At 67.6% G+C, this 19,051-nt stretch carries 14 protein-coding genes; 9 read left to right on the plus strand and 5 right to left on the minus strand.

Going from position 1 to position 19,051, the window contains the following annotated elements; genetic code table 11:
* Together KQ910_RS25810 and KQ910_RS25815 are read right to left on the minus strand one after the other, a co-directional pair.
* Positions 1 to 3,087 (minus strand): SEL1-like repeat protein (locus KQ910_RS25810; protein ID WP_229601035.1); only part of this gene is annotated, 3,087 nt, incomplete at its 3' end.
* Between the two features lie 62 nt (positions 3,088 to 3,149).
* Positions 3,150 to 4,172 carry a COX15/CtaA family protein gene (locus KQ910_RS25815; protein WP_216966790.1) on the minus strand — a complete coding sequence of 341 codons (1,023 nt, stop codon included), beginning with the start codon at positions 4,170 to 4,172 and terminating at the stop codon, positions 3,150 to 3,152.
* Positions 4,173 to 4,327: 155 nt separating this feature from the next.
* On the opposite strand from KQ910_RS25815, the gene KQ910_RS25820 reads away from it, so the two are divergent.
* Positions 4,328 to 7,831, plus strand: a complete 3,504-nt coding sequence (locus KQ910_RS25820) for an FAD-dependent oxidoreductase (protein WP_216966792.1) — start codon at positions 4,328 to 4,330, stop codon at positions 7,829 to 7,831.
* 115 nt (positions 7,832 to 7,946) lie between these two features.
* Here the strand turns inward: KQ910_RS25820 and KQ910_RS25825 are convergent, their stop codons facing one another.
* Both KQ910_RS25825 and KQ910_RS25830 read right to left on the minus strand, forming a co-directional pair.
* On the minus strand, positions 7,947 to 8,360 hold the full coding sequence (locus KQ910_RS25825; protein ID WP_216966794.1) for an MAPEG family protein: 414 nt from the start codon (positions 8,358 to 8,360) through the stop codon (positions 7,947 to 7,949).
* 74 nt (positions 8,361 to 8,434) lie between these two features.
* A complete protein-coding gene (locus KQ910_RS25830; protein WP_369408458.1) occupies positions 8,435 to 9,775 on the minus strand; it encodes an MATE family efflux transporter in 1,341 nt (446 codons plus the stop codon).
* 91 nt (positions 9,776 to 9,866) lie between these two features.
* Here KQ910_RS25830 and KQ910_RS25835 point away from each other — a divergent pair, with 91 nt between their 5' ends.
* From KQ910_RS25835 to KQ910_RS25860, 6 genes are all read left to right on the plus strand, one after another.
* Positions 9,867 to 10,163: a cupin domain-containing protein gene (locus KQ910_RS25835; RefSeq protein WP_216966798.1), complete on the plus strand. Its 297-nt coding sequence runs from the start codon at positions 9,867 to 9,869 to the stop codon at positions 10,161 to 10,163.
* 151 nt (positions 10,164 to 10,314) lie between these two features.
* A complete protein-coding gene (locus KQ910_RS25840) occupies positions 10,315 to 11,931 on the plus strand; it encodes a DEAD/DEAH box helicase (RefSeq protein ID WP_216966800.1) in 1,617 nt (538 codons plus the stop codon).
* A 27-nt stretch (positions 11,932 to 11,958) separates the two neighbouring features.
* Positions 11,959 to 12,198, plus strand: a complete 240-nt coding sequence (locus KQ910_RS25845) for an Lrp/AsnC ligand binding domain-containing protein (RefSeq protein ID WP_216966802.1) — start codon at positions 11,959 to 11,961, stop codon at positions 12,196 to 12,198.
* 140 nt (positions 12,199 to 12,338) lie between these two features.
* Positions 12,339 to 13,349, plus strand: a complete 1,011-nt coding sequence (locus KQ910_RS25850; RefSeq protein WP_216966804.1) for a serine hydrolase domain-containing protein — start codon at positions 12,339 to 12,341, stop codon at positions 13,347 to 13,349.
* A gap of 8 nt (positions 13,350 to 13,357) precedes the next feature.
* Positions 13,358 to 13,891, plus strand: a complete 534-nt coding sequence (locus tag KQ910_RS25855; protein WP_216966806.1) for a TIGR00645 family protein — start codon at positions 13,358 to 13,360, stop codon at positions 13,889 to 13,891.
* Positions 13,888 to 14,499 carry a hypothetical protein gene (locus KQ910_RS25860; RefSeq protein WP_216966808.1) on the plus strand — a complete coding sequence of 204 codons (612 nt, stop codon included), beginning with the start codon at positions 13,888 to 13,890 and terminating at the stop codon, positions 14,497 to 14,499. Before KQ910_RS25855 ends, KQ910_RS25860 begins: the two co-directional genes overlap by 4 nt.
* An 80-nt stretch (positions 14,500 to 14,579) precedes the next feature.
* On the opposite strand, the gene KQ910_RS25865 is transcribed toward KQ910_RS25860, so the two are convergent.
* Entirely contained in the window at positions 14,580 to 15,722 is a 1,143-nt protein-coding gene (locus KQ910_RS25865) for an amidohydrolase family protein (RefSeq protein ID WP_216966810.1), read from the minus strand.
* 104 nt (positions 15,723 to 15,826) lie between these two features.
* Here KQ910_RS25865 and KQ910_RS25870 point away from each other — a divergent pair, with 104 nt between their 5' ends.
* A complete protein-coding gene (locus KQ910_RS25870) occupies positions 15,827 to 17,476 on the plus strand; it encodes a GMC family oxidoreductase (RefSeq protein ID WP_216966812.1) in 1,650 nt (549 codons plus the stop codon).
* Positions 17,469 to 19,037: an ABC transporter substrate-binding protein gene (locus KQ910_RS25875; RefSeq protein ID WP_229601026.1), complete on the plus strand. Its 1,569-nt coding sequence runs from the start codon at positions 17,469 to 17,471 to the stop codon at positions 19,035 to 19,037. Before KQ910_RS25870 ends, KQ910_RS25875 begins: the two co-directional genes overlap by 8 nt.
* Positions 19,038 to 19,051: the final 14 nt, after the last annotated feature.

Here is a 19,051-nt window from a genome sequence, read left to right on the forward strand (position 1 = left end):
CGGAGGCGCCGCCGCGGGCGTGGCTTTGGCGATGTCGGCCGAAGTCGGTGGCGGCGGCGGCGGCGCCGTCGCAGCGAGCTTGATGGGCTTCGGCGGAGGCGGTGCTGCGGGCGTGGCTTTGGCAATGTCAGCCGAAGTGGGCGGCGGTGGAGGCGGAGCCGTCGCGGCGAGCTGGATCGGCTTCGGCGGTGGTGGCGCTGCGGGCATGGCTTTGGCGATGTCGGCCGAAGTCGGCGGCGGTGGAGGCGGAGCCGTCGCGGCGAGCTTGATGGGCTTCGGTGGCGGTGGCGCCGCGGGCATGGCTTTGGCGATGTCGGCCGAAGTCGGGGGCGGTGGAGGCGGTGTCGTTGCGGCGAGCGTGATGGGCTTCGGCGGTGGCGGTGCCGCGGGCATGGCCTTGGCGATATCAGCCGAAGTCGGCGGCGGTGGAGGCGGCGCCGTCGCGGCGAGCTGGATCGGCTTCGGCGGCGCTGGTGGCGGCGGCATCAGCTTCATGATGTCCGCCGACGTGGGCGGTGCGAGCAGTGGCGCTGCGGCGGCAATGACGAGCGGAGTTGGCGGCGCCGACATGAGCCTGGCGATGTCAGCCGAACTCGGCGGCGAAGGCGGGGGCTCTGCGGCTGCCAGCTCGATGGGCTTGGGTGGCGCGGGCGTGAGCTTCGCGATGTCGGCCGAACTCGGCGGCGGAGGCGGCGGCTCTGCGGCTGCCAGCTCGATAGGCTTGGGCGGCGCAGGCATGAGTGCGGCGATATCGGCCGAACTCGGTGGCGCTGGTGGCGGCTCGGCGGCAGCCAGCTCGATGGGCTTGGGCGGCGCGGGCATGAGCGCCGCGATATCGGCCGAACTCGGCGGCGGAGGCGGTGGCTCGGAGGCTGCCAGTTCGATGGGCTTGGGCGGTGCGGGCATGAGTGCGGCGACATCGGCCGAACTCGGCGGTGGCGGCGGCGGCTCTGCGGCTGCCAGCTCGATGGGCTTGGGGGCCGCGGGCATGAGCGCGGCAATGTCGGCCGAACTCGGTGGCGCTGGCGGCGGCTCTGCGGCAGCCAGCTCGATGGGGTTGGGCGGCGCGGGCATGAGCGCGGCGATATCGGCCGAACTCGGCGGCGGAGGCGGCGGCTCTGCGGCTGCCAGCTCGATGGGCTTGGGGGCCGCGGGCATGAGTGCGGCAATGTCGGCCGAACTCGGTGGCGCTGGCGGCGGCTCTGCGGCAGCCAGTTCGATGGGCTTGGGCGGCGCGGGCATGAGCGCGGCGACATCGGCCGAACTCGGCGGCGGAGGCGGCGGCTCTGCGGCGGCCAGCTCGATGGGCTTGGGCGGCGCGGGCATGAGTGCGGCGATATCGGCCGAACTCGGGGACGGCGGCGGCGGCTCGGCGGCAGCCAGCTCGATGGGCTTGGGCGGCGCAGGCATGAGCGCGGCGACATCGGCCGAACTCGGCGGCGGAGGCGGCGGCTCTGCGGCGGCCAGCTCGATGGGCTTGGGTGGCGCGGGCATGAGTGCCGCGATGTCGGTCGACCTCAGGGGCGGTGGCGGTTCGGCCACGGCAACGACGATCGGTTTGGGTGGGTGGGCCGGGGCCGGCATCTGCCTGGCGATGTCGGCCGAACTGGGAGGCGGCGGCGGGTCGGCCATCGCGATTTCGACAGGTCTGGCCGGTTCGGTCTTCGGGGCGGGGGGCTTCGATGGGCTCGCTGCAGCGACGGCGACTGCCGCTTCGGGCGTGGTCTCCGGCCTGGATGGTATCGGCGCATCGCGGCGTGCCAGGGCCTCCTTCAGTGCGCCGTAGAGTTCCGGTGTCGGCTCGCCGGTTTCGTTGCGGGCCGAAATGCGCTGGAAAGTCCGGATCGCGGCGCGTGTCATTGGCCCGATCGCGCCGTCAGGCTTGTCGCGCAGCAGCTTGAGATCGAACAGGGCCTGCTGGATGACGCGGATCTGATCCTTCCGCGCCTTCGGCCAGTCGGCCGGAACGAGATCGATGGGCGGCGGCGGGGGAGAAGCCACCGGCGCACGGGGAGCGGGTGGCTCGGGACGGGCCGATGGTCGCGGCGCCAGCGCTGGCGCCGTTCGCAAAGGCGCCGCCGCTGCGGTTTGCATTGGCGCCACCCGGGCGGGCGGCCGCTCCTGCTTCATGGTTTCGACGATCCGCCTGAATTCGGTCTGGCCCACCAGCTCCGCCTTTTGCAGATCCTCCGGCGTCAAACCGCGTTGCAGTGCCTGTGCCCGCGTGGCCGATGTCTTGCCGAGCGCCGTCTCGGCACCCTTGTTCGTCTGGCGCTCGAACTCGGCGGCGATCGCGAACCAGGCCATCGCCATCGTGGCATCTCTCAGCGCCGCATCGCCCCGCTCGTAGATGTCGCCCAGGGTGAACATCGACGCGGCCATGCCTTGTCGCGCCGCGGCGTGAAGCAGTTCGACCGCCTCCTTTCCGTCGCGCGCCGCACCCTTGCCGTCCCGCAGCATCAGCGCGAGGTTGTGCTTTGCTATTGCGAGGTTGGCGTTGGCGGCCTTGCGATACCAATCCACGGCCTTGGCCGAGTCCCGCTCCATGACGAAGCCGCGCTCGTACATGACCGCAACGTTGAACGCGGACTGGGCGGAGCCGGCTTCTGCCGCGCGCATCAGCCAGCCGGCGCCGGCCTGCTGGTCCTTGGCGACGCCGATGCCCTGCACCAGCCGGCGAGCGATTTCCTCCATCGCCGGGATACTGTTGCCGTCCGCCTGGCTGCGCAGGTCGGCGATCGGCAGAGAGGCCCAATCAATCGACCTGTCGTTCGTGGCGGCCGGTGCTGGCGCTGGAGGCCGCTCTGGCGCTGGCGCTGGCGCAGACGCGGGCGGCAGGGGATTGGGAACAGCCGCTTCCGAGGCGACCGGCGGCGACTCCGTCGCTAGGGGCGGGGACGGGGCGGCTGGTGGCAGCTCCGCCGCGATGGGCAGGCTCTGCACGATCGGCGACGGGCCTGGCGGCGTAGCGGGCGCGACCGGGGACGCCAGCGCTTGCGAGGGCGGCTTCGGACCTTCTTCGGGCGGGCGCAGGACCCAGGTGCCGGCCCCCGCGGCGGCCGCGAACATGATGGCGAACGACGTCATCACGACGGGTCGCTTCAGGAGGGGCCGTTTCAGGGAGGCAGGGGCGGTCGCCGGCTTGCCGGTCATCCCCGGAGAATAGCCGAGACGGGCCTCTGCGGAGAAGGCATAGCGCGGTGGCGCACGACCAGCAGGGCGGTCAGGAGCAGAACGGCGCCGGCCTGGTGAAGCGTGGCGATGGGAATGCTGACGCCGCTCAGGATGGTGGCGATCCCGAGCCCCAGCTGAACGAAGGCCATCGCGGCGGCCGCCAGCGTCTCGGAGCGTGGCGCGCGCCACGCCATGACCAGCACGCCGAGCACCAGCAGCTTGGCGAGCCAGCGATGCACGAACTGGATGGTGGTGCCGTTCTCGAAGAAGTTGATCCATCCCGGCGAAAGGTCGAACAGGCCGGGCGGGATCCAGTATCCCGACATGGTGGGGAAGGTGCTGTGCGCGGTGCCGGCGCGCAGACCGGCCATGAAGGCGCCCCATACCAGCACGACCAGCAGGAAGCCGATCAGGGCCGTGGCCTTGCGCGCGACCTTCGGATCGTCGCGGTGTATCGCCCGCGGCGTGAGTTCGAGGATCAGCCAGACCGTGTAGGCATAGAGGACGATCGCGAGGAAGAGGTGGGCGGCGAGCCGGTAGTGGCTGACCGACGGCCGGTCGACCAGGCCCGACGCCACCATCGCCCAGCCCATCGCACCCTGCAGTCCGCCCAGGATGAGCAGCGCGAGCAGTCGGGGTTTGAGATGGGCATTGAGGGCGCCGCGCCACCAGAACCAGGCCAGTGGCAGGGCGAAGACCAGGCCGATCAGCCGCCCCCACACGCGATGGATATATTCAAGCCAGAAAATCTCCTGGAACTCCGGGACCGTGAAGTCGCGGTTGACCAGGCGTCCCTGCGGCGACGCCAGATACTTCTGCAGCTCGGCTTGCCACGCCGCGTCCGACAAAGGCGGCAGCCAGCCGGTCACTGGCCGCCACTCCACCATCGACAGGCCCGATTCGGTGAGCCGTGTCAGCGCGCCGATCACGATCATGAAGAAGATCATGCCGGCGACGACGATCAACCACTGGCGCACGGAGGCGGGGACTTGGCTCATGGCTGGCGGAACATGGGCGAAGGATGCGGCGGCGTCATCAGGCATAAATGTCGCTAATCCTGACCCTCGCCTGCGATACCTTGCACTCTGCCGGAACGGCTTGTTAAATCGGTTCGTACACGAACGGCCTGCCCTCTCGCCCCGGATCCTCGTCCATGTCTGATTTCCAGCTGGCCCCACCGCTCTCGCACGGGCTCAGCTTCGACGATCTCCACGACCGTGACGGGATCGCCCGTCTCGACGCCGCTTTCGTGGCGTGGCTGAAGGATGCCGACGTCGACGCCCATGCCCGCCTGATGGCTGCGCGCGCCGCGCCCGATGGGCTGGCCGCCAAGGACGAGTCCAATCTGCTGATCGAGGTGGCACGGCCACTCGAGGACTTCATCGGCTCCCTGTTCGGCGTGAGTGACGAAGCAGCCTCCCTGCGAGAACGCCATCGTCGCCTGGCGCCGCTCTACGACTGCAAGCGCCTCTTCGTGCAGCGCTACGTCACGCGGGCGCTCAAGCCCGACGCGGCCGCCGCGCTCGACGGCGCCGCCGTCACCGCAGCCCTTCCGCTGTCGGTGACACAGGCCGACGGGCTGGAAGCCTGGGAACTGGCCTTTGCGCTCGCTGTCCGCGACCTGATCGGGGCGGAGTTCAAGGTCGAGGCGCCGACGCCGCAGGTCACGGCCTTCGCCGAATATGCAGCATGGGCGCTGCATCATCCCCAGGGCCGCAAGCGCCACCAGGACGGGCCGCTGTTCAAGGTGCCGCACAAGCTCGACTTCGAGCATCTCGTGCCGATCGAGACCGAGATCGTCGACGGCGTGACGCGCATGAAGCTGCCGCGGCCGATGCTCCGCCATCGCGAGGGTTTCGCGCTCACCGACCAGGGTTTCGACCTCGTGCGTGCGCTCGATCACGCCAACTACTGCATCTGGTGCCATAACCAGGGCAAGGACAGCTGCTCGCGCGGGCTGAAGGATCGCAAGACCGGCGCCTTCCAGAAGTCGCCGTTCGGCGTGACGCTGGCGGGCTGCCCGCTCGAGGAAAAGATTTCGGAGATGAACCTGCTGAAAAGCGAGGGTTTCTCCATCGGCGCGCTGGCGATGGCCGCGGTCGACAATCCGCTGCTGGCGGCGACCGGCCACCGCATCTGCAACGACTGCATGAAGGCCTGCATCTACCAGAAGCAGGAACCGGTCGACATCCCGCAGATCGAGACCCGCACGCTCAAGGACGTTCTGGCGCTGCCCTGGGGCTTCGAGATCTACTCGCTGCTGACGCGCTGGAACCCGCTGAACCTGCGCCGCCCGATCCCGCGTCCCTCGACGGGCCGCACGGTGCTGGTGGTCGGACTCGGTCCCGCCGGCTTCAACCTCGCGCATCACCTGATGAACGACGGCCATACTGTGGTCGGCATCGACGGACTCAAGATCGAGCCGCTGCCCGAGTTGCAGTCCGGCGTTCGCATGGATGGCACGCGCGTGCCCTTCGCGGCGGTGAAGGACGTCGCGGCCTTGCGCGAAAATCTCGGCGAGCGCGCGATGGCGGGGTTCGGCGGCGTCGCCGAGTACGGCATCACGGTCCGCTGGGACAAGAACTACCTCAAGATGGTGCGCCTGCTACTGGAGCGGCGCGCGCAGTTCTCGATGTTCGGCGGCGTGCGCTTCGGCGGCACGGTGACGGTCGAGGGCGCCTTTGCCATGGGCTTCGACCACATCGCGCTCTGCGCCGGTGCCGGCAAGCCCACAGTGCTCGACCTGCCCAACGGGCTGGCGCGCGGCGTGCGCGCGGCGTCGGATTTCCTGATGGCGCTGCAGCTCACGGGCGCCGCGAAGAAGGATTCGATTGCGAACCTGCAGATCCGCCTGCCGGTGGTGGTGATCGGCGGCGGCCTCACCGCGATCGACACGGCGACGGAATCGCTCGCCTACTATCCGCTGCAGGTCGAGAAGTTCCTCGCCCGCCACGAGACGCTGGTCGCCGAGCGCGGCGAAGCGGCGGTGGGCGCGAACTGGTCGCCCGAGGAGCGCGAGATCGCCGAGGAATTCATCGCCCACGCCCGGGCCATCCGCGCCGAGCGTGAATTGGCGGCGCGCGAGGGCCGCGAGCCTGCGATCACCAATCTGGTGAACGGCTGGGGCGGCGTCTCGCTGGTCTATCGCCGCCGCCTGATCGATTCGCCGTCCTACACGCTGAACCACGAGGAAGTGCTCAAGGCGCTCGAGGAGGACATCCGCTTCGTCGAAGGCCTGTCGCCCGTCGCCGTCGAGATCGACGAGGCGGGACAGGCGAAGGCGTTGAAGGTCGCGGGCGAGCAGAACGGCAGCAAGGTCGAGGCGACCCTGCCGGCGCGCACCATCCTGGTGGCCGCGGGCACGCAGCCCAACACGGTGCTGGCGCGCGAGGATGCGACACACGCCTTCATCGACGGCAAGTATTTTCGCGCCCTCGACGAGGAGGGCAATCCCGCGACGCCGGAACGCGTCTGCAAGCCCGCCGACGTGCGCGTGCTGATGTATCGCCATGCCGACAACCGCTTCATGTCCTTCTTCGGCGACCTGCATCCTTCGTTCGCCGGCAATGTCGTGAAGGCGATGGGGGGGGCGAAGCAGGGGTACCCGGTGCTGACCCGGTCGATGACGGCGCTGCCGGCGCCGATGCGCACGCCGGCGGAGATCCTCGACGAGGCCAATCGTTCGTGGCGCGCCCGCGTGGTCCGCGTCGACCGCCTGACGCCCACCATCATCGAAGTGATCGTCGAGGCGCCGGCCGCCGCTCGCAACTTCGAGCCCGGCCAGTTCTACCGGCTGCAGAACTACGAGGCGCGCTCCCTGCGCACCGAGGGCACCCTGCTCACCATGGAAGGCCTCGCGCTGACCGGCGCCTGGGTCGACAAGGAGAAGGGCCTGCTGTCGCTGATCGCGCTGGAGATGGGCGGCTCGTCCGACCTCTGCGCCATGCTGAAGCCGGGCGAGCCGGTGATCGTCATGGGTCCCACGGGCGCGCCCACGGAGATCGAGCCGGGCGAGACCGTGGTGCTGGTGGGCGGAGGCCTCGGCAACGCCGTGCTGTTCTCGATCGGCCAGGCCTTCCGCAAGGCCGGCAGCAAGGTGCTCTACTTCGCGGGCTACAAGAAGATGATCGACCGCTACAAGGTCGAGGAGATCGAGGCCGCGGCCGATGTCGTCGTCTGGTGCTGCGACGAGGCCCCGGGCTTCATGCCGGGCCGGCCGCAGGACAAGTCGGTCGTCACCAACATCGTCGAGGCGATGCGCCAGTATGCGTCGGGTGAGCTGGGCGACCAGCCGATCCCCTACAGCGCCGCCGATCGCATCGTGGCGATCGGCTCGGACGGCATGATGAACGCCGTGCGCCTGGCGCGACACGCGGCTCTCAAGTCGTATCTCAAGCCCGAACATGTAGCCTTCGGCTCGATCAACTCCCCCATGCAATGCATGATGAAGGAGATCTGCGCCCAGTGCCTGCAGCTTCACAGGGATCCGGAGACGGGCAAGGAGACCGTGGTCTTCTCCTGCTTCAACCAGGACCAGCGTCTCGACCTCGTCGATTTCGCCAACCTGCGCCAGCGCCTGCGTCAGAACTCGGTGCAGGAAAAGATCGGCGCGCTGTGGATTGATCGCTCGCTCAGGCAGCTCGGGATGCGGGGCTGAGATCGGCGCGAAGCCGCTCAATGGAGCGCGCCACTCCAGTGGCGCTTATGCCTTTCTGATCGACGAAACCTGAGCGCAACTGGAGTTGCGCGCTCCAATCGCTCGGCTGTGCGCCCTAGACGAAGATCTTCCGGCCGACGATTGCCAGCAGCGCGATCGACGCCACGAGGATGGTGAGGAGCGTGAGCACGATGCCGGCCGAGCGGCCGGGATTGATGCCCGCTCCGCCGGCAAGCCCGAAGGCATGGGCGAGGCGGCTGACGATGAAGGTGGCGCCCAGGGCATGCACCAGCCAGCGCGGCCCGTGGCAGATTTCGAGCAGGGCGAGCAGGATCAGGACCAGCGGGGCATATTCGGCGAAGTTTCCGAAGACGCGGGTCATCCGGCTCATTTCGGCATCGCCGCCATCCCCGACGCTGATGCGCCGCCGCATGCGCTGGCGGATCACCAGCGACGCGAGCACGACGCAGAGAAGACCCGTGAGGGCGGCATAGAAGGCGGTGACGAACGGCAGGGCCGGCATTGCCATGAACGGAGTCTCCCCGAGGCTATCGGCCTGTCATAGCTCAAACGGGGGGACACTTTGGGAAAATCTGCGTGGTGTCACGCCCGTCCGCGCCAGGGGTGCACGAGCAGCGGCCCCGCGATCAGGCTGCCGAAGGTGACGATGCCCACGGCGATGGCGACGAATACGCCCGGCAGACCCCAGCCGAGATGTTCGATCGCGAACCAGCCGCCGGTCGAGGCCACGAACAGGCGCATCACGCCGGCGGCGAACGGCGCCTTCATGCGGCCCGCGCCCTGGCTGGCGAAGGACAGCGTCATGCCGATCCCGAAGACGAAGTAGAACGGCGCCACGCGCGTGACATAGGCCACGGTCGCGGCAATCACGTCGGGATCGTCTGTGAACAGCCGAGCCCAGCCTTCGGGAAAGAGCGCCACGATCCAGCCGAAGGCGCCGATGCCGAAGCCCGCGACCAGGCTGCCGATCCAGGCGGCGCGCACGGCACGGCGCCAGTCGCCGGCGCCGGCCGCGACGCCGACGATGGTCGTCAGTCCGGAGCCGATGCCGAAGGCCAGCGGCACCAGCATGAACTCCAGCCGGACACCGATGCCGTAGCCGGCGAGCGCAGCCACGCCGAAGCGGCCGACCAGGCCCGTGACCAGCATGGCGGTGAGGTTCGCGGTGAAGGCGGAGAAGGAGGCGATCAGGCCGACCCGCAGGATCTCCCAGAACAGGCGGGCCTGCAGAGGCACGCCGGCGGCCGCCGGCACGAAGCCGAGCTTGCCGCTCCACAGGGCACGCGCTTGCAGGAGTGCCGACACTGCCGAGGTGAGCAGCGCGGAGACCGCGGGCCCGGCCATGCCCATGCCCGGCCAGCCGCCGATACCCAGCGCCAGCACGTAGGAGAGCGGCACCTGGGCGATCGATGAGACCAGCATGTAGCGGCCGGGCGTCGTCGCATCGCCGCCGCCGCGCAACAGGGCCGACAGGAAGAAGTTGGCCCAGATGAAGATCGAACCGGTGAACAGGACGTTGGAGTAGGTGAGGGCGTTGGCCAGCGAGCGACCTTCGCCGCCGAGCAGCCGGTAGAGCGCGGGCGCGACTGTCCAGGCGAGCAGGGTGAAGAGCAGCGCCAGCACCGTCCCCAGGACCAGCGCGTGCAGCACCAGCTTGCGGGCGTCCTCGGTCCGGCCGGCGCCCAGTGTGCGGGCCATGGCGGCCGCCACGCCACCGCCCATGCCCCCGGCGGCCATCATGGTCATCATCATCATGAGCGGGAAGACGAGCGCGAATCCCGCCAGCGCCTCGGTGCCCAGCCGGCCAAAGATGAAGGTCTCGGCGATGGCCACGAAGGTCTGCACGATCATGACGGCGGTGGTGGGCGCCGACAGCTTCCACAGGCTCTTGCCGATGGGGGCCGTGAGAAGGGGATGGGCCAGGTTGGAGCTCCGATTGCGTGCATATGCACATTATCAGCCCGCGCGATCGTGTCACCTGACAAAGGCTGCGGCAGCCCATTAGGTTTTGCCCATGACAGACAAGGAACGCCCGCTCGCCAGGCCCTCGGTCCAGATCGACAACGATCGCGTGATCGTCACGGAATGGCGCTTTCCGCCGGGCAGCCACACCGGCTGGCACCGCCACAATCACGACTATGTCGTTGTCCCGGTCACGACCGGCGAACTGCACATTTTCGACGGCAAGGCGACCGTGCCGGCGCCGCTCCGGGCCGGTGTGTCCTATGCCCGCCAGACCGGGGTCGAGCACGACGTCATCAACCCCAACGATTTCGAGTTCGTCTTCGTCGAGATCGAGGTCAAGGCCTGACCCTGCTGCCGGGCAGCCCCGCGCCCGGTCGCATTGACTTGACACCCTGCAGGGGTCATATGGGGTCCGCCCAGCGGTCCGGCCCGATCCACGAGCCTTATGTGACCGCTCCAAGTCCAGCGGAAAGAATGGACTAAACTACGGAAATTAAATGAGTTTTGAGAGTTTGGGGCTGAGCGCCCCGGTACTGCAGGCGGTGGCCGACAAGGGCTACACGACGCCGACCCTCATCCAGGAAAAGGCCATCCCCATCGTCCTGATGGGTCGCGATGTCCTCGGATGCGCCCAGACGGGCACAGGCAAGACTGCCTCCTTCGTCCTCCCCATGATCGACATTCTCGCGGAAGGCCGGTCGAAGTCGCGGATGCCGCGCTCGCTCATCCTCGAGCCGACCCGCGAACTGGCCGCCCAGGTGGCCGAAAACTTCGAGATCTACGGCAAGAACCACAAGCTCAACATGGCGCTGCTGATCGGCGGCGTGAGCTTCCCCGACCAGGAACGTGCCCTCGAACGCGGCGCCGACGTCCTGATCGCCACGCCGGGCCGGCTGCTCGACCATTTCGAGCGCGGCGGCATCCTGCTGAACGACGTCAAGATCCTGGTGATCGACGAAGCCGACCGCATGCTCGACATGGGCTTCATTCCGGACGTCGAGCGCATCGTAGCCACCCTGCCGCCGTTGCGACAGACCCTGTTCTTCTCCGCGACCATGCCGCCGGAGATCAAGCGCCTGGCCGACCGCTTCCTCAGCAACCCGAAGGAAGTCACCGTCTCGGCGCCGGCCTCGGCCTCCAAGAACATCGTGCAGGGCCTCGTGGTCGTGCAGGAAGACGACAAGCGTGAGGCTCTGCGGGCCCTGATCAAGGAACAGGACATCAAGAACGCGATCGTGTTCTGCAATCGCAAGCGCGACGTGGCGATCCTCCAGACTTCGCTGAAGAAGCACGGCTTCAATGCGGGCGCGCTGCATGGCGACATGAGCCAGCCGGCACGCATGGAGACGCTCGAGAAGTTCAAGCAGGGCGAGATCCAGATCCTGGTCGCCTCCGACGTCGCCGCCCGCGGCCTCGACATCGTGGCGATGAGCCATGTGTTCAACTTCGACGTGCCGTTCTCGCCCGAGGACTACGTCCACCGCATCGGCCGTACCGGCCGCGCCGGCAATACCGGTCATTCCTTCACCCTGGCCTCGCCCGACGAGGGCGGCCTGGTCGAGGCGATCGAGAAGCTGATCGGCACCACCATCCCGCGCGTCGAAGTGCCGGGCATGGCGGAACTCGCCTTCGAGCCGTCCGATGGACGCCGTCGCGGCCGTGGCCGCGGACGCGGTGGTTCCAGCAGCGGCAGCAGCCGTGGCCGCAGCGCCGGCGGCGGTCGTCCGCCGCGCGAGGCACGCCCCGAGCGCGAGCCGCGCCCGGAAGCGGAAGCCGCCCGTCCTGAAGTCGAGGCCCGTCCCGAGCGCGAGGCCCGTCCGGAGCGTGAGGCCCGCCCGCCGCGGGCGCCGCGTCCCGAGCGCGAGGCGCGTCCGCCGCGCGAGCCGCGGGCCGAGCGTCCGCCGCGTGAGGCCGCCCGTCCGGAGCGCGAGCCGCGTCCCGAACGTGAGGCACGTCCCGATCGTGAGGCACGGCCGCCGCGCGAGCCCCGTTCGGATCGCCGTCCGGATCGCTCGGAACGTCCCCGTCAGGATCGTCGCGATCGAGACGACTCGCCCGCGCCGCTCGGCCTCGGCGATCACGTGCCGGCTTTCCTCGCCCGTCCGACGCGCTAGAATCGCGCGTCGCGGCGGAGGGCGTTCATGCAGACCATTTTCGTCATGGTGAAATGCGAGCTCGGCAAGGCCTACGACGTTGCTGACAACGCCGTGGCCGTCGAGCAGGTCTCGGAGGTCTATTCGACCTCCGGGCAATACGATCTTCTGATGAAGTGCTATCTCGACGAGAAGACCGACATCGGTCATTTCGTGACGAGCCAGATCCAGACGCTTCCGGGCGTGAAGGACACCTTCACCCTGATCACCTTCAAGGCGTTTTCCTGAGTACGGCCCTTCCGCGCCGGCATCTCCCGAGGGGCGAGGATTTCCTTCTCCTCCCGCCTTCCATTCAGCCCTACGCCTATCGCAACGTCGACAAGCTCTTCGCCCATCGGGTGATCCGCCGGGGTGCGAGCCCGCGCGAGTTGCCGCGTGGCGCCGAGATCGCTCCGGTCTATGCCGCCGGCGGTCGCGAGCACGACGTCGCCTCGTTCATGGATCGCAACGTGGTCGTGGGCATCCTGGTGATCCATCGCGGCCGGATCGTGCTGGAACGCTACGGGCTCGGCCTGCAGGAGCACGATCGCTGGTCGACCATGTCGACCGTGAAGTCGATGACGGCGATGCTGGTGGGCGCCGCTGTTCACGACGGTGTCATCAAGTCGATCGACGATCCGCTGACCGACTACCTGCCGGCGCTGCGGCGATCGGCTTACGAGGGCGTGACTTTGCGGCATGTGATGACGATGTCGTCGGGCGTGCGCTGGACCGAGGTCTATCCCGACCGGAACTCCGACGTGAACCGCTACAGCAAGTCGCTGGCCGACAAGGTGCCCGACGGCGTGCTGAAGCTGATGGCGTCCCTGCCGCGCGCGCATCCGCCGGGCAGCACCTTCCTCTACAATTCCGGAGACACATTCTTGCTGGGCGCCGCGCTCACCCGCGCGGTCGGCAGGCCGCTGGCCGACTACATGTCGGAGAAGGTCTGGCAGCCGGCCGGCATGGAATGCGACGCCTTCTATACGCTCGAGAGCGAAGGCGGGCAGGAGATCGGCGGCAGTCGCGCCGGCATGGTCCTGCGCGACTTCGGCCGCTTCGCGGAGTTCGTGCGCAAAGACGGCGTGATCGACGGCGCGCGCGTGTTGCCCGAGGGCTGGGTCGCGGCGGCGGCGACGCCCGCCTTCAAGGTGCCCGCGCCGGTCGTCCCCGACATCACGCATTACGGCTACAGCTGGTGGCTGGGCGACGGCGTGATGGCCGCGATCGGCCATGCCGGCCAGCGCATCGACATCTATCGCGCGGAGGATCTGTCGGTGGTGACGCTCGCCGCCCTGCCGCAGCCGCCTTTCGTTCCCGCGACCGATCACGATCGGCGCGCCGAGATCGTGACCTTCACGCAGGCCGTGAGGGCGGCCTGCTCGAACTCCAACGAGTGAGCCAACGCATGTCGACGACGCCCGCCAAGAAGCTCGAAGTCTTCATCGAGCGTATCGTCATGGGCAGCCGCTGGCTTCAGGCGCCGCTCTACATTGGACTGGTCTTCGTGCTGGGCGTCGTGGTCGTGAAGTTTCCCTTCAAGATCTGGGAACTGATGCGCAAGGCGATCTCCGCCGAGGAGGCCGATCTCGTGCTCGCGGTGCTGTCGCTGGTCGACCTGATCATGGTGGCAAACCTCGTGGTGATGGTGATCATCTCCGGCTACGAAAACTTCGTGAGCCACATCGACGTCGACGAGACGCGCGACAGGCTCGCCTGGTTCGGCAAGCTCGACGCGGGCTCGCTCAAGATCAAGCTGGCCAGCTCGATCGTGGCGATCTCCTCGATCCACCTGCTGCAGCGCTTCCTCGAGGCCGGCGACTATGACAACAGCAAGCTCTACGTGCTGGTCGTCATGCACATGGCATTCGTGGTATCGGCCTTGATGCTCACCTACATCGACAAGATCGGTTCCGACAAGAAAGCGGCCGGCGGCCCTTGAGCGCCGGGGGCAAGGCGGTCCTCGCCATCTGGGTCGACGTCGATCCGGCCGACCAGGCCTTCTTCGAGCACTGGCACAGCCGCGAGCATCTGGGCGAGCGCGTCTCCTGTCCCGGCTGGCTGCGCGGCAGCCGGTTCCGGGGCGTCGCGCGGCCCGACCGCTACCTGCTGTTCTACGATGCCGAGACCCAGGCCGCCTTCGAGAGCGAGACCTATTACGCCCGCCTGCGCGCGCCCAGCGAGATGAGCCGCGCGATCTTCCCGAAGTTCCGCGACACATCCCGAACCGTCTGCGCGGTCGAGCAGCGCTGGGGCGAAGGCATCGGCGCGGCCGCTCTCACCCTGCGCATGAAGGCCAACAATGTAGCGCCCTTCGACAGGCTCGCCTCGCCCGAGACGGCGCGTGTCGATCTGCTGAGTGGCCGCGCGAAGGTCGGCCAGGCGCAAACGGTCGAGAAGGACCTGCGCGGCACGCCCGACCAGCAGATCGAGCGGGCGCTGGTCGCGTTCTTCTGGTCGGTGGAAGCCGCCCAGGCGGCGCGGGAGCGTCACGCCCCCGAAGGCGAGGTCTTCGCCCTCCGCCACACCGTGTCGAAGGGCGACCTCTGATTTGTCATCCCGAGCGTTAGCGAGGGATCCTTACTCGAACGAAAAGATCCCTCACTGCGTTCGGGATGACAGCTCCCCTGTTAGTTGATCAGCCCGTAGAACTTCCCGGCGTTGGTGCAGGTGATCATCTTCACCTGCTCGGCCGGGACCTCGGCGAACTGTTCCTTGATGTACTTGTCGGAGTGCGGCCAGACACCGTCGCCGTGCGGGTAGTCGGAGCCCCACATCAGGCTCTCCGCGCCCATGTCGTCGATCAGCTTGGCGCCGATGCGGTCGAACTGGAACGTGGCCTTGCACTGGCGGCGCCAGTAGTCCGACGGCTTCATCTTCATGCCGAGATCGTGGAAGCGGTCCTCCCATTCGAAGTCCATGCGGTCGAGCGCGTAGGGGATCCAGCCGCAGCCCGATTCGCCGAAGGCGATGCGGACGTTGGGGAAGCGCTCCAGCACGTTGGCGCCCATGATCGCTGCCAGGATGTTCACCAGGTTCATCTGGAAGCCCGAGACCACGGTGAAGAACACCGAGCGGCCGACCCGGCCGGGATACTTCTCGATGGTACCCGGCGGGACGTTGGGGAAGGTGTGGAAGTGCAGCGGCAGCTGCACGTCGTTCACCGCCTTCCACAGCGGATCCCACATCGGGTGCCACATCGGCTCCATGTCCCACGAGCAGGAGAGCTCGAGGCCCTTGATGCCCATCTTGGCGACCCGGTAGACCTCCTTCACCGCGGCGTCGATGTCGCCGTACGGCAGGCACGCGAGACCGATGTGCCGGTCCGGGTAATGGCTGCAGAAGTCCTTCAGCCAGTCGTTGTAGATGCGCAGCATCTCGTTGCCGGCCTCGCGGTCGTTGAGGCGGCTGGCGGCGCCCAGGATGCCGTAGATCACCTCGGCGTCGACGCCGTCGCGATCGAGATCCTTGATGCGCAGATGCGGGTCTGAAATTCGGCGGATGTCCTTGGCGCCGTCGGCATAGAGACCGGTCTCCGCCATGATGTCGACGCGGCCATGCTTGCCGGGCACGAACTTGGAGCCGGACGGGCCGACGCCGTTCTTGAAGCCGAACGAGGCGCCGTTCTTCGCCACCCACTTCGGACCGTCGTCGGTGTCGGTGACGTAAGGCATGCGCTCCTTGAGATCGCGCGGCGCCATCGACGTGAAGAGATCGGGCGGCATCCACGGAAGATCGAGGTGGCTGTCGGCCGAGATCCGCTTGTACTGCATGGCGTTTGCTCCCCTGATTTCGCTGCGGGAATTATGCGCCGTCTGACCGTCGGAGCAATGCCCCTACTATTTCGCGGGTCGGCTTGTGTGCTAGGCATCGCCCGATGACCGACACGACTCCTTCCCGTCTCGACGGAGACTTCGACTACATCATCGTGGGCGCCGGCTCGGCCGGATGCGTGCTCGCCAACCGGCTCTCGGCCGACCCGAAGAACCGCGTGCTGGTGCTCGAGGCGGGCGGCCGCGACAACTGGATCTGGTTCCACATTCCAGCCGGCTATCTCTTCGCGATCGGCAATCCGCGCGCTGACTGGATGTTCCAGACCGAGAAGGAGCCCGGCCTCAACGGCCGCGCACTGAACTATCCGCGCGGCAAGGTGGTGGGCGGCAGCTCGGCGATCAACGGCATGATCTCGATGCGCGGCCAGTCGCAGGATTACGATCACTGGCGGCAGCTCGGCCTCACCGGCTGGGGCTGGGACGATGTCGCGCCGGTGTTTCGCAAGCTCGACAACCATTTCATGGGCGACACCGAGCATCACGGCGCGGGCGGCGAATGGCGGGTCGAGGAATCGCGCGTGCGGTGGGAGGTGCTCGACGCGGTGATCAGGGCCGCCAACGAGATGGGCATTCCGACGACCGCGGACTTCAATACCGGCGACAATACCGGCGTGGGCTATTTCCACGTCAACCAGAAGCGCGGCATCCGCATGTCGGCGGCCCGCGCCTTCCTGAAGCCGGTGCTCAATCGGCCCAACCTCAGGCTGGAGACCGGCGTGCTGGTCGAGAAGCTGGCCTTCGAAGGCCGGCGCTGTACCGGCGTGCTCTACCGGCAGAACGGACGCCTCATCGAGGCGCGCGCCGGGGGCGAGATCATCCTCGCGGCCGGTGCGGTCGCCTCGCCGCAGATCCTGCAGCTGTCCGGGATCGGCCCGGCGGACTGGCTGGGCGACGCGGGCGTTGCCGTCGTGCAGGACCTTCAGGGGGTCGGCCGCAATCTCCAGGATCATCTGCAGCAGCGCGCAATCTACAAGGTCGACGGCGTAAAAACGCTGAACACGGCCTATCACTCGCTGGTCGGCCGGGCGCTGATGGGCATGCAATATGCATTGCTGCAGAAGGGGCCGCTCACCATGTCGCCCTCGCAGCTCGGCATCTTCACGCGCTCCTCGCCGGATCAGGAAAGGTCGAACATCGAATTCCATGTGCAGCCTCTGTCGCTCGACAAGTTCGGCGAGCCCCTGCACCGCTTCCCGGCGATCACGGTGAGCGCCTGCAATCTGCGCCCGACCTCGCGTGGCACGATCAGGCTGCGCTCGGCCGATCCGACGGCCAAGCCCGTCATCGCGCCGAACTATCTCGCGACGTACGAGGACCGCACCGTGGCGGCCGACGCCATCCGCGTGACGCGGCGCCTGATGCGGCAGGCCGCCCTGCAGCCCTATCGTCCCGAGGAATATCTGCCGGGGCCGGCCGTCGGGGACGACGATGCCTCGCTCGCCAAGGCGGCCGGCGATATCGGCACCACGATCTTCCATCCCGTCGGTACGGCGAAGATGGGCCTGCCGTCGGACCCGCATGCCGTGGTGGACGAGCGACTTCGCGTCATCGGCTTGCAGGGGCTGCGGGTGATCGACGCGTCGGTCATGCCGACCATCACTTCGGGCAACACCAACACACCGACAATCATGATCGCCGACAAGGCGGCAGCAATGATCCTCGCGGACAACAAGCAAGGAGGCAGGCATGCGTAAGACAATTCTGGGAATGATCGCGGCACTCGGCCTTACGGTGCCGGTTGTGGCCGTGGCGCAGCAACCGACGACGCTTCGGGTCGTCGCCCATTCGGATCTGAAGATCCTCGACCCGATCTGGACGACGGCGTTCATCGTCCGAAACCACGGCTATATGATCTACGACACGCTGTTCGCGCTCGACGGCGAGCTCAAGATCAAGCCGCAGATGGTCGATACCTGGAAGATGAGCGACGACAAGCTCACCTGGACCTTCACCCTGCGCGACGGGCTGGAGTTCCACGACGGCCAGCCCGTCACCAGCGAGGATGTGATCGCCTCGCTGAAGCGCTGGGCCGTGCGCGATTCGCTGGGCCAGCTCCTGTGGAGCAAGGTGGCCGAGGTGAAGGCCGTCGATGCCAAGACCTTCCAGCTCGTGCTGAAGTCGCCGACCGGCATTGTGCTGCAGGCGCTGGGCAAGCCCTCGGGCAATCCTTTCATCATGCCCAAGCGGGTCGCCGAGACGCCGCCCTCCGACCAGATCAAGGAGTTCGTGGGTTCCGGCCCCTTTATCTTCAAGGCCGACGAATGGAAGCCCGGCGACAAGACCGTCTATGTGAAGAACCCGAAATACAAGCCGCGGGCCGAGCCTGCGTCCGGCCTGGCCGGGGGCAAGGTCGCGAAGGTCGACCGGGTCGAGTGGGTCGCCATTCCCGACCAGCAGACCGCGGTCAATGCCCTGCAGGCCGGCGAGATCGACATCATCGAATCGCCGCAGCACGACCTCTATCCGCTGATCAAGAAGGACCGCAACGTCTCGCTGGTCACCACCAACAAGTGGGGAAACCAGTACATCTATCGCTTCAACCAGCTCTTCAAGCCGTTCGACAATGCCAAGAACCGGCAGGCGATGCTCTATGCGCTGAACCAGAAGGACTTCCTGAACGGCGTCATCGGCGATCCGGAGTTCTATACGGTCTGCAAGGCCATGTTCATGTGCGGTGGCCCCTATGAGACGACGGCGGGCTTCGCCGACAAGTACGAGAGCGACTTCGCCAAGGCCAGGCAGCTTCTCGCGGAGGGCGGCTACGACAACACGCCGGTCGTGCTGCTGCATTCGACCGACCTCTACGTGCTGACCAACATGGCGCCGATCGCCAAGTCGCTGATGGAGAAGGCCGGCATGAAGGTCGACATGCAGTCGATGGATTGGCAGACGCTGGTCGCGCGTCGCGCCAAGAAAGACGCGCCGGACAAGGGTGGCTGGAACGTGCTGATCACCTCGACCTCGGGCGCCGATTCGCTCGACCCTCTAACCTACAGCTTCATCAGCGCCTCCTGCGACAAGGCCTGGTTCGGCTGGCCCTGCGACGCCGAAATCACGCGCCTGCGCGAGGCCTTTGCGGACGAGACCGACGAGGCCAAGCGCAAGGAGATCGTCGAGAAGCTGCAGCTCCGCGCCGCCGAGGTGCCCACGCACGCCTTCCTCGGCCAGTACAACAATGCGATGGCGATCCGGAAGAACGTCAGCGGCAGCGTCGTTTCGCCGGTGCCGGTCTTCTGGAACATCGAGAAGAAGTAGCGGGTATCGCGACG

This window comes from Reyranella humidisoli, from assembly GCF_019039055.1.
Lineage (GTDB): Bacteria > Pseudomonadota > Alphaproteobacteria > Reyranellales > Reyranellaceae > Reyranella > Reyranella humidisoli.

What these genes read in the sequence shown, in the direction of transcription:
- KQ910_RS25815 (WP_216966790.1), bottom strand. Translation starts at nt 4,172, where the DNA reads ATGAGCCAAGTCCCCGCCTCCGTGCGCCAGTGGTTGATCGTCGTCGCC.
- KQ910_RS25820 (WP_216966792.1), top strand. Translation starts at nt 4,328, where the DNA reads ATGTCTGATTTCCAGCTGGCCCCACCGCTCTCGCACGGGCTCAGCTTC.
- KQ910_RS25825 (WP_216966794.1), bottom strand. Translation starts at nt 8,360, where the DNA reads ATGGCAATGCCGGCCCTGCCGTTCGTCACCGCCTTCTATGCCGCCCTC.
- KQ910_RS25835 (WP_216966798.1), top strand. Translation starts at nt 9,867, where the DNA reads ATGACAGACAAGGAACGCCCGCTCGCCAGGCCCTCGGTCCAGATCGAC.
- KQ910_RS25840 (WP_216966800.1), top strand. Translation starts at nt 10,315, where the DNA reads ATGAGTTTTGAGAGTTTGGGGCTGAGCGCCCCGGTACTGCAGGCGGTG.
- KQ910_RS25845 (WP_216966802.1), top strand. Translation starts at nt 11,959, where the DNA reads ATGCAGACCATTTTCGTCATGGTGAAATGCGAGCTCGGCAAGGCCTAC.
- KQ910_RS25855 (WP_216966806.1), top strand. Translation starts at nt 13,358, where the DNA reads ATGTCGACGACGCCCGCCAAGAAGCTCGAAGTCTTCATCGAGCGTATC.
- KQ910_RS25865 (WP_216966810.1), bottom strand. Translation starts at nt 15,722, where the DNA reads ATGCAGTACAAGCGGATCTCGGCCGACAGCCACCTCGATCTTCCGTGG.
- KQ910_RS25870 (WP_216966812.1), top strand. Translation starts at nt 15,827, where the DNA reads ATGACCGACACGACTCCTTCCCGTCTCGACGGAGACTTCGACTACATC.
- KQ910_RS25875 (WP_229601026.1), top strand. Translation starts at nt 17,469, where the DNA reads ATGCGTAAGACAATTCTGGGAATGATCGCGGCACTCGGCCTTACGGTG.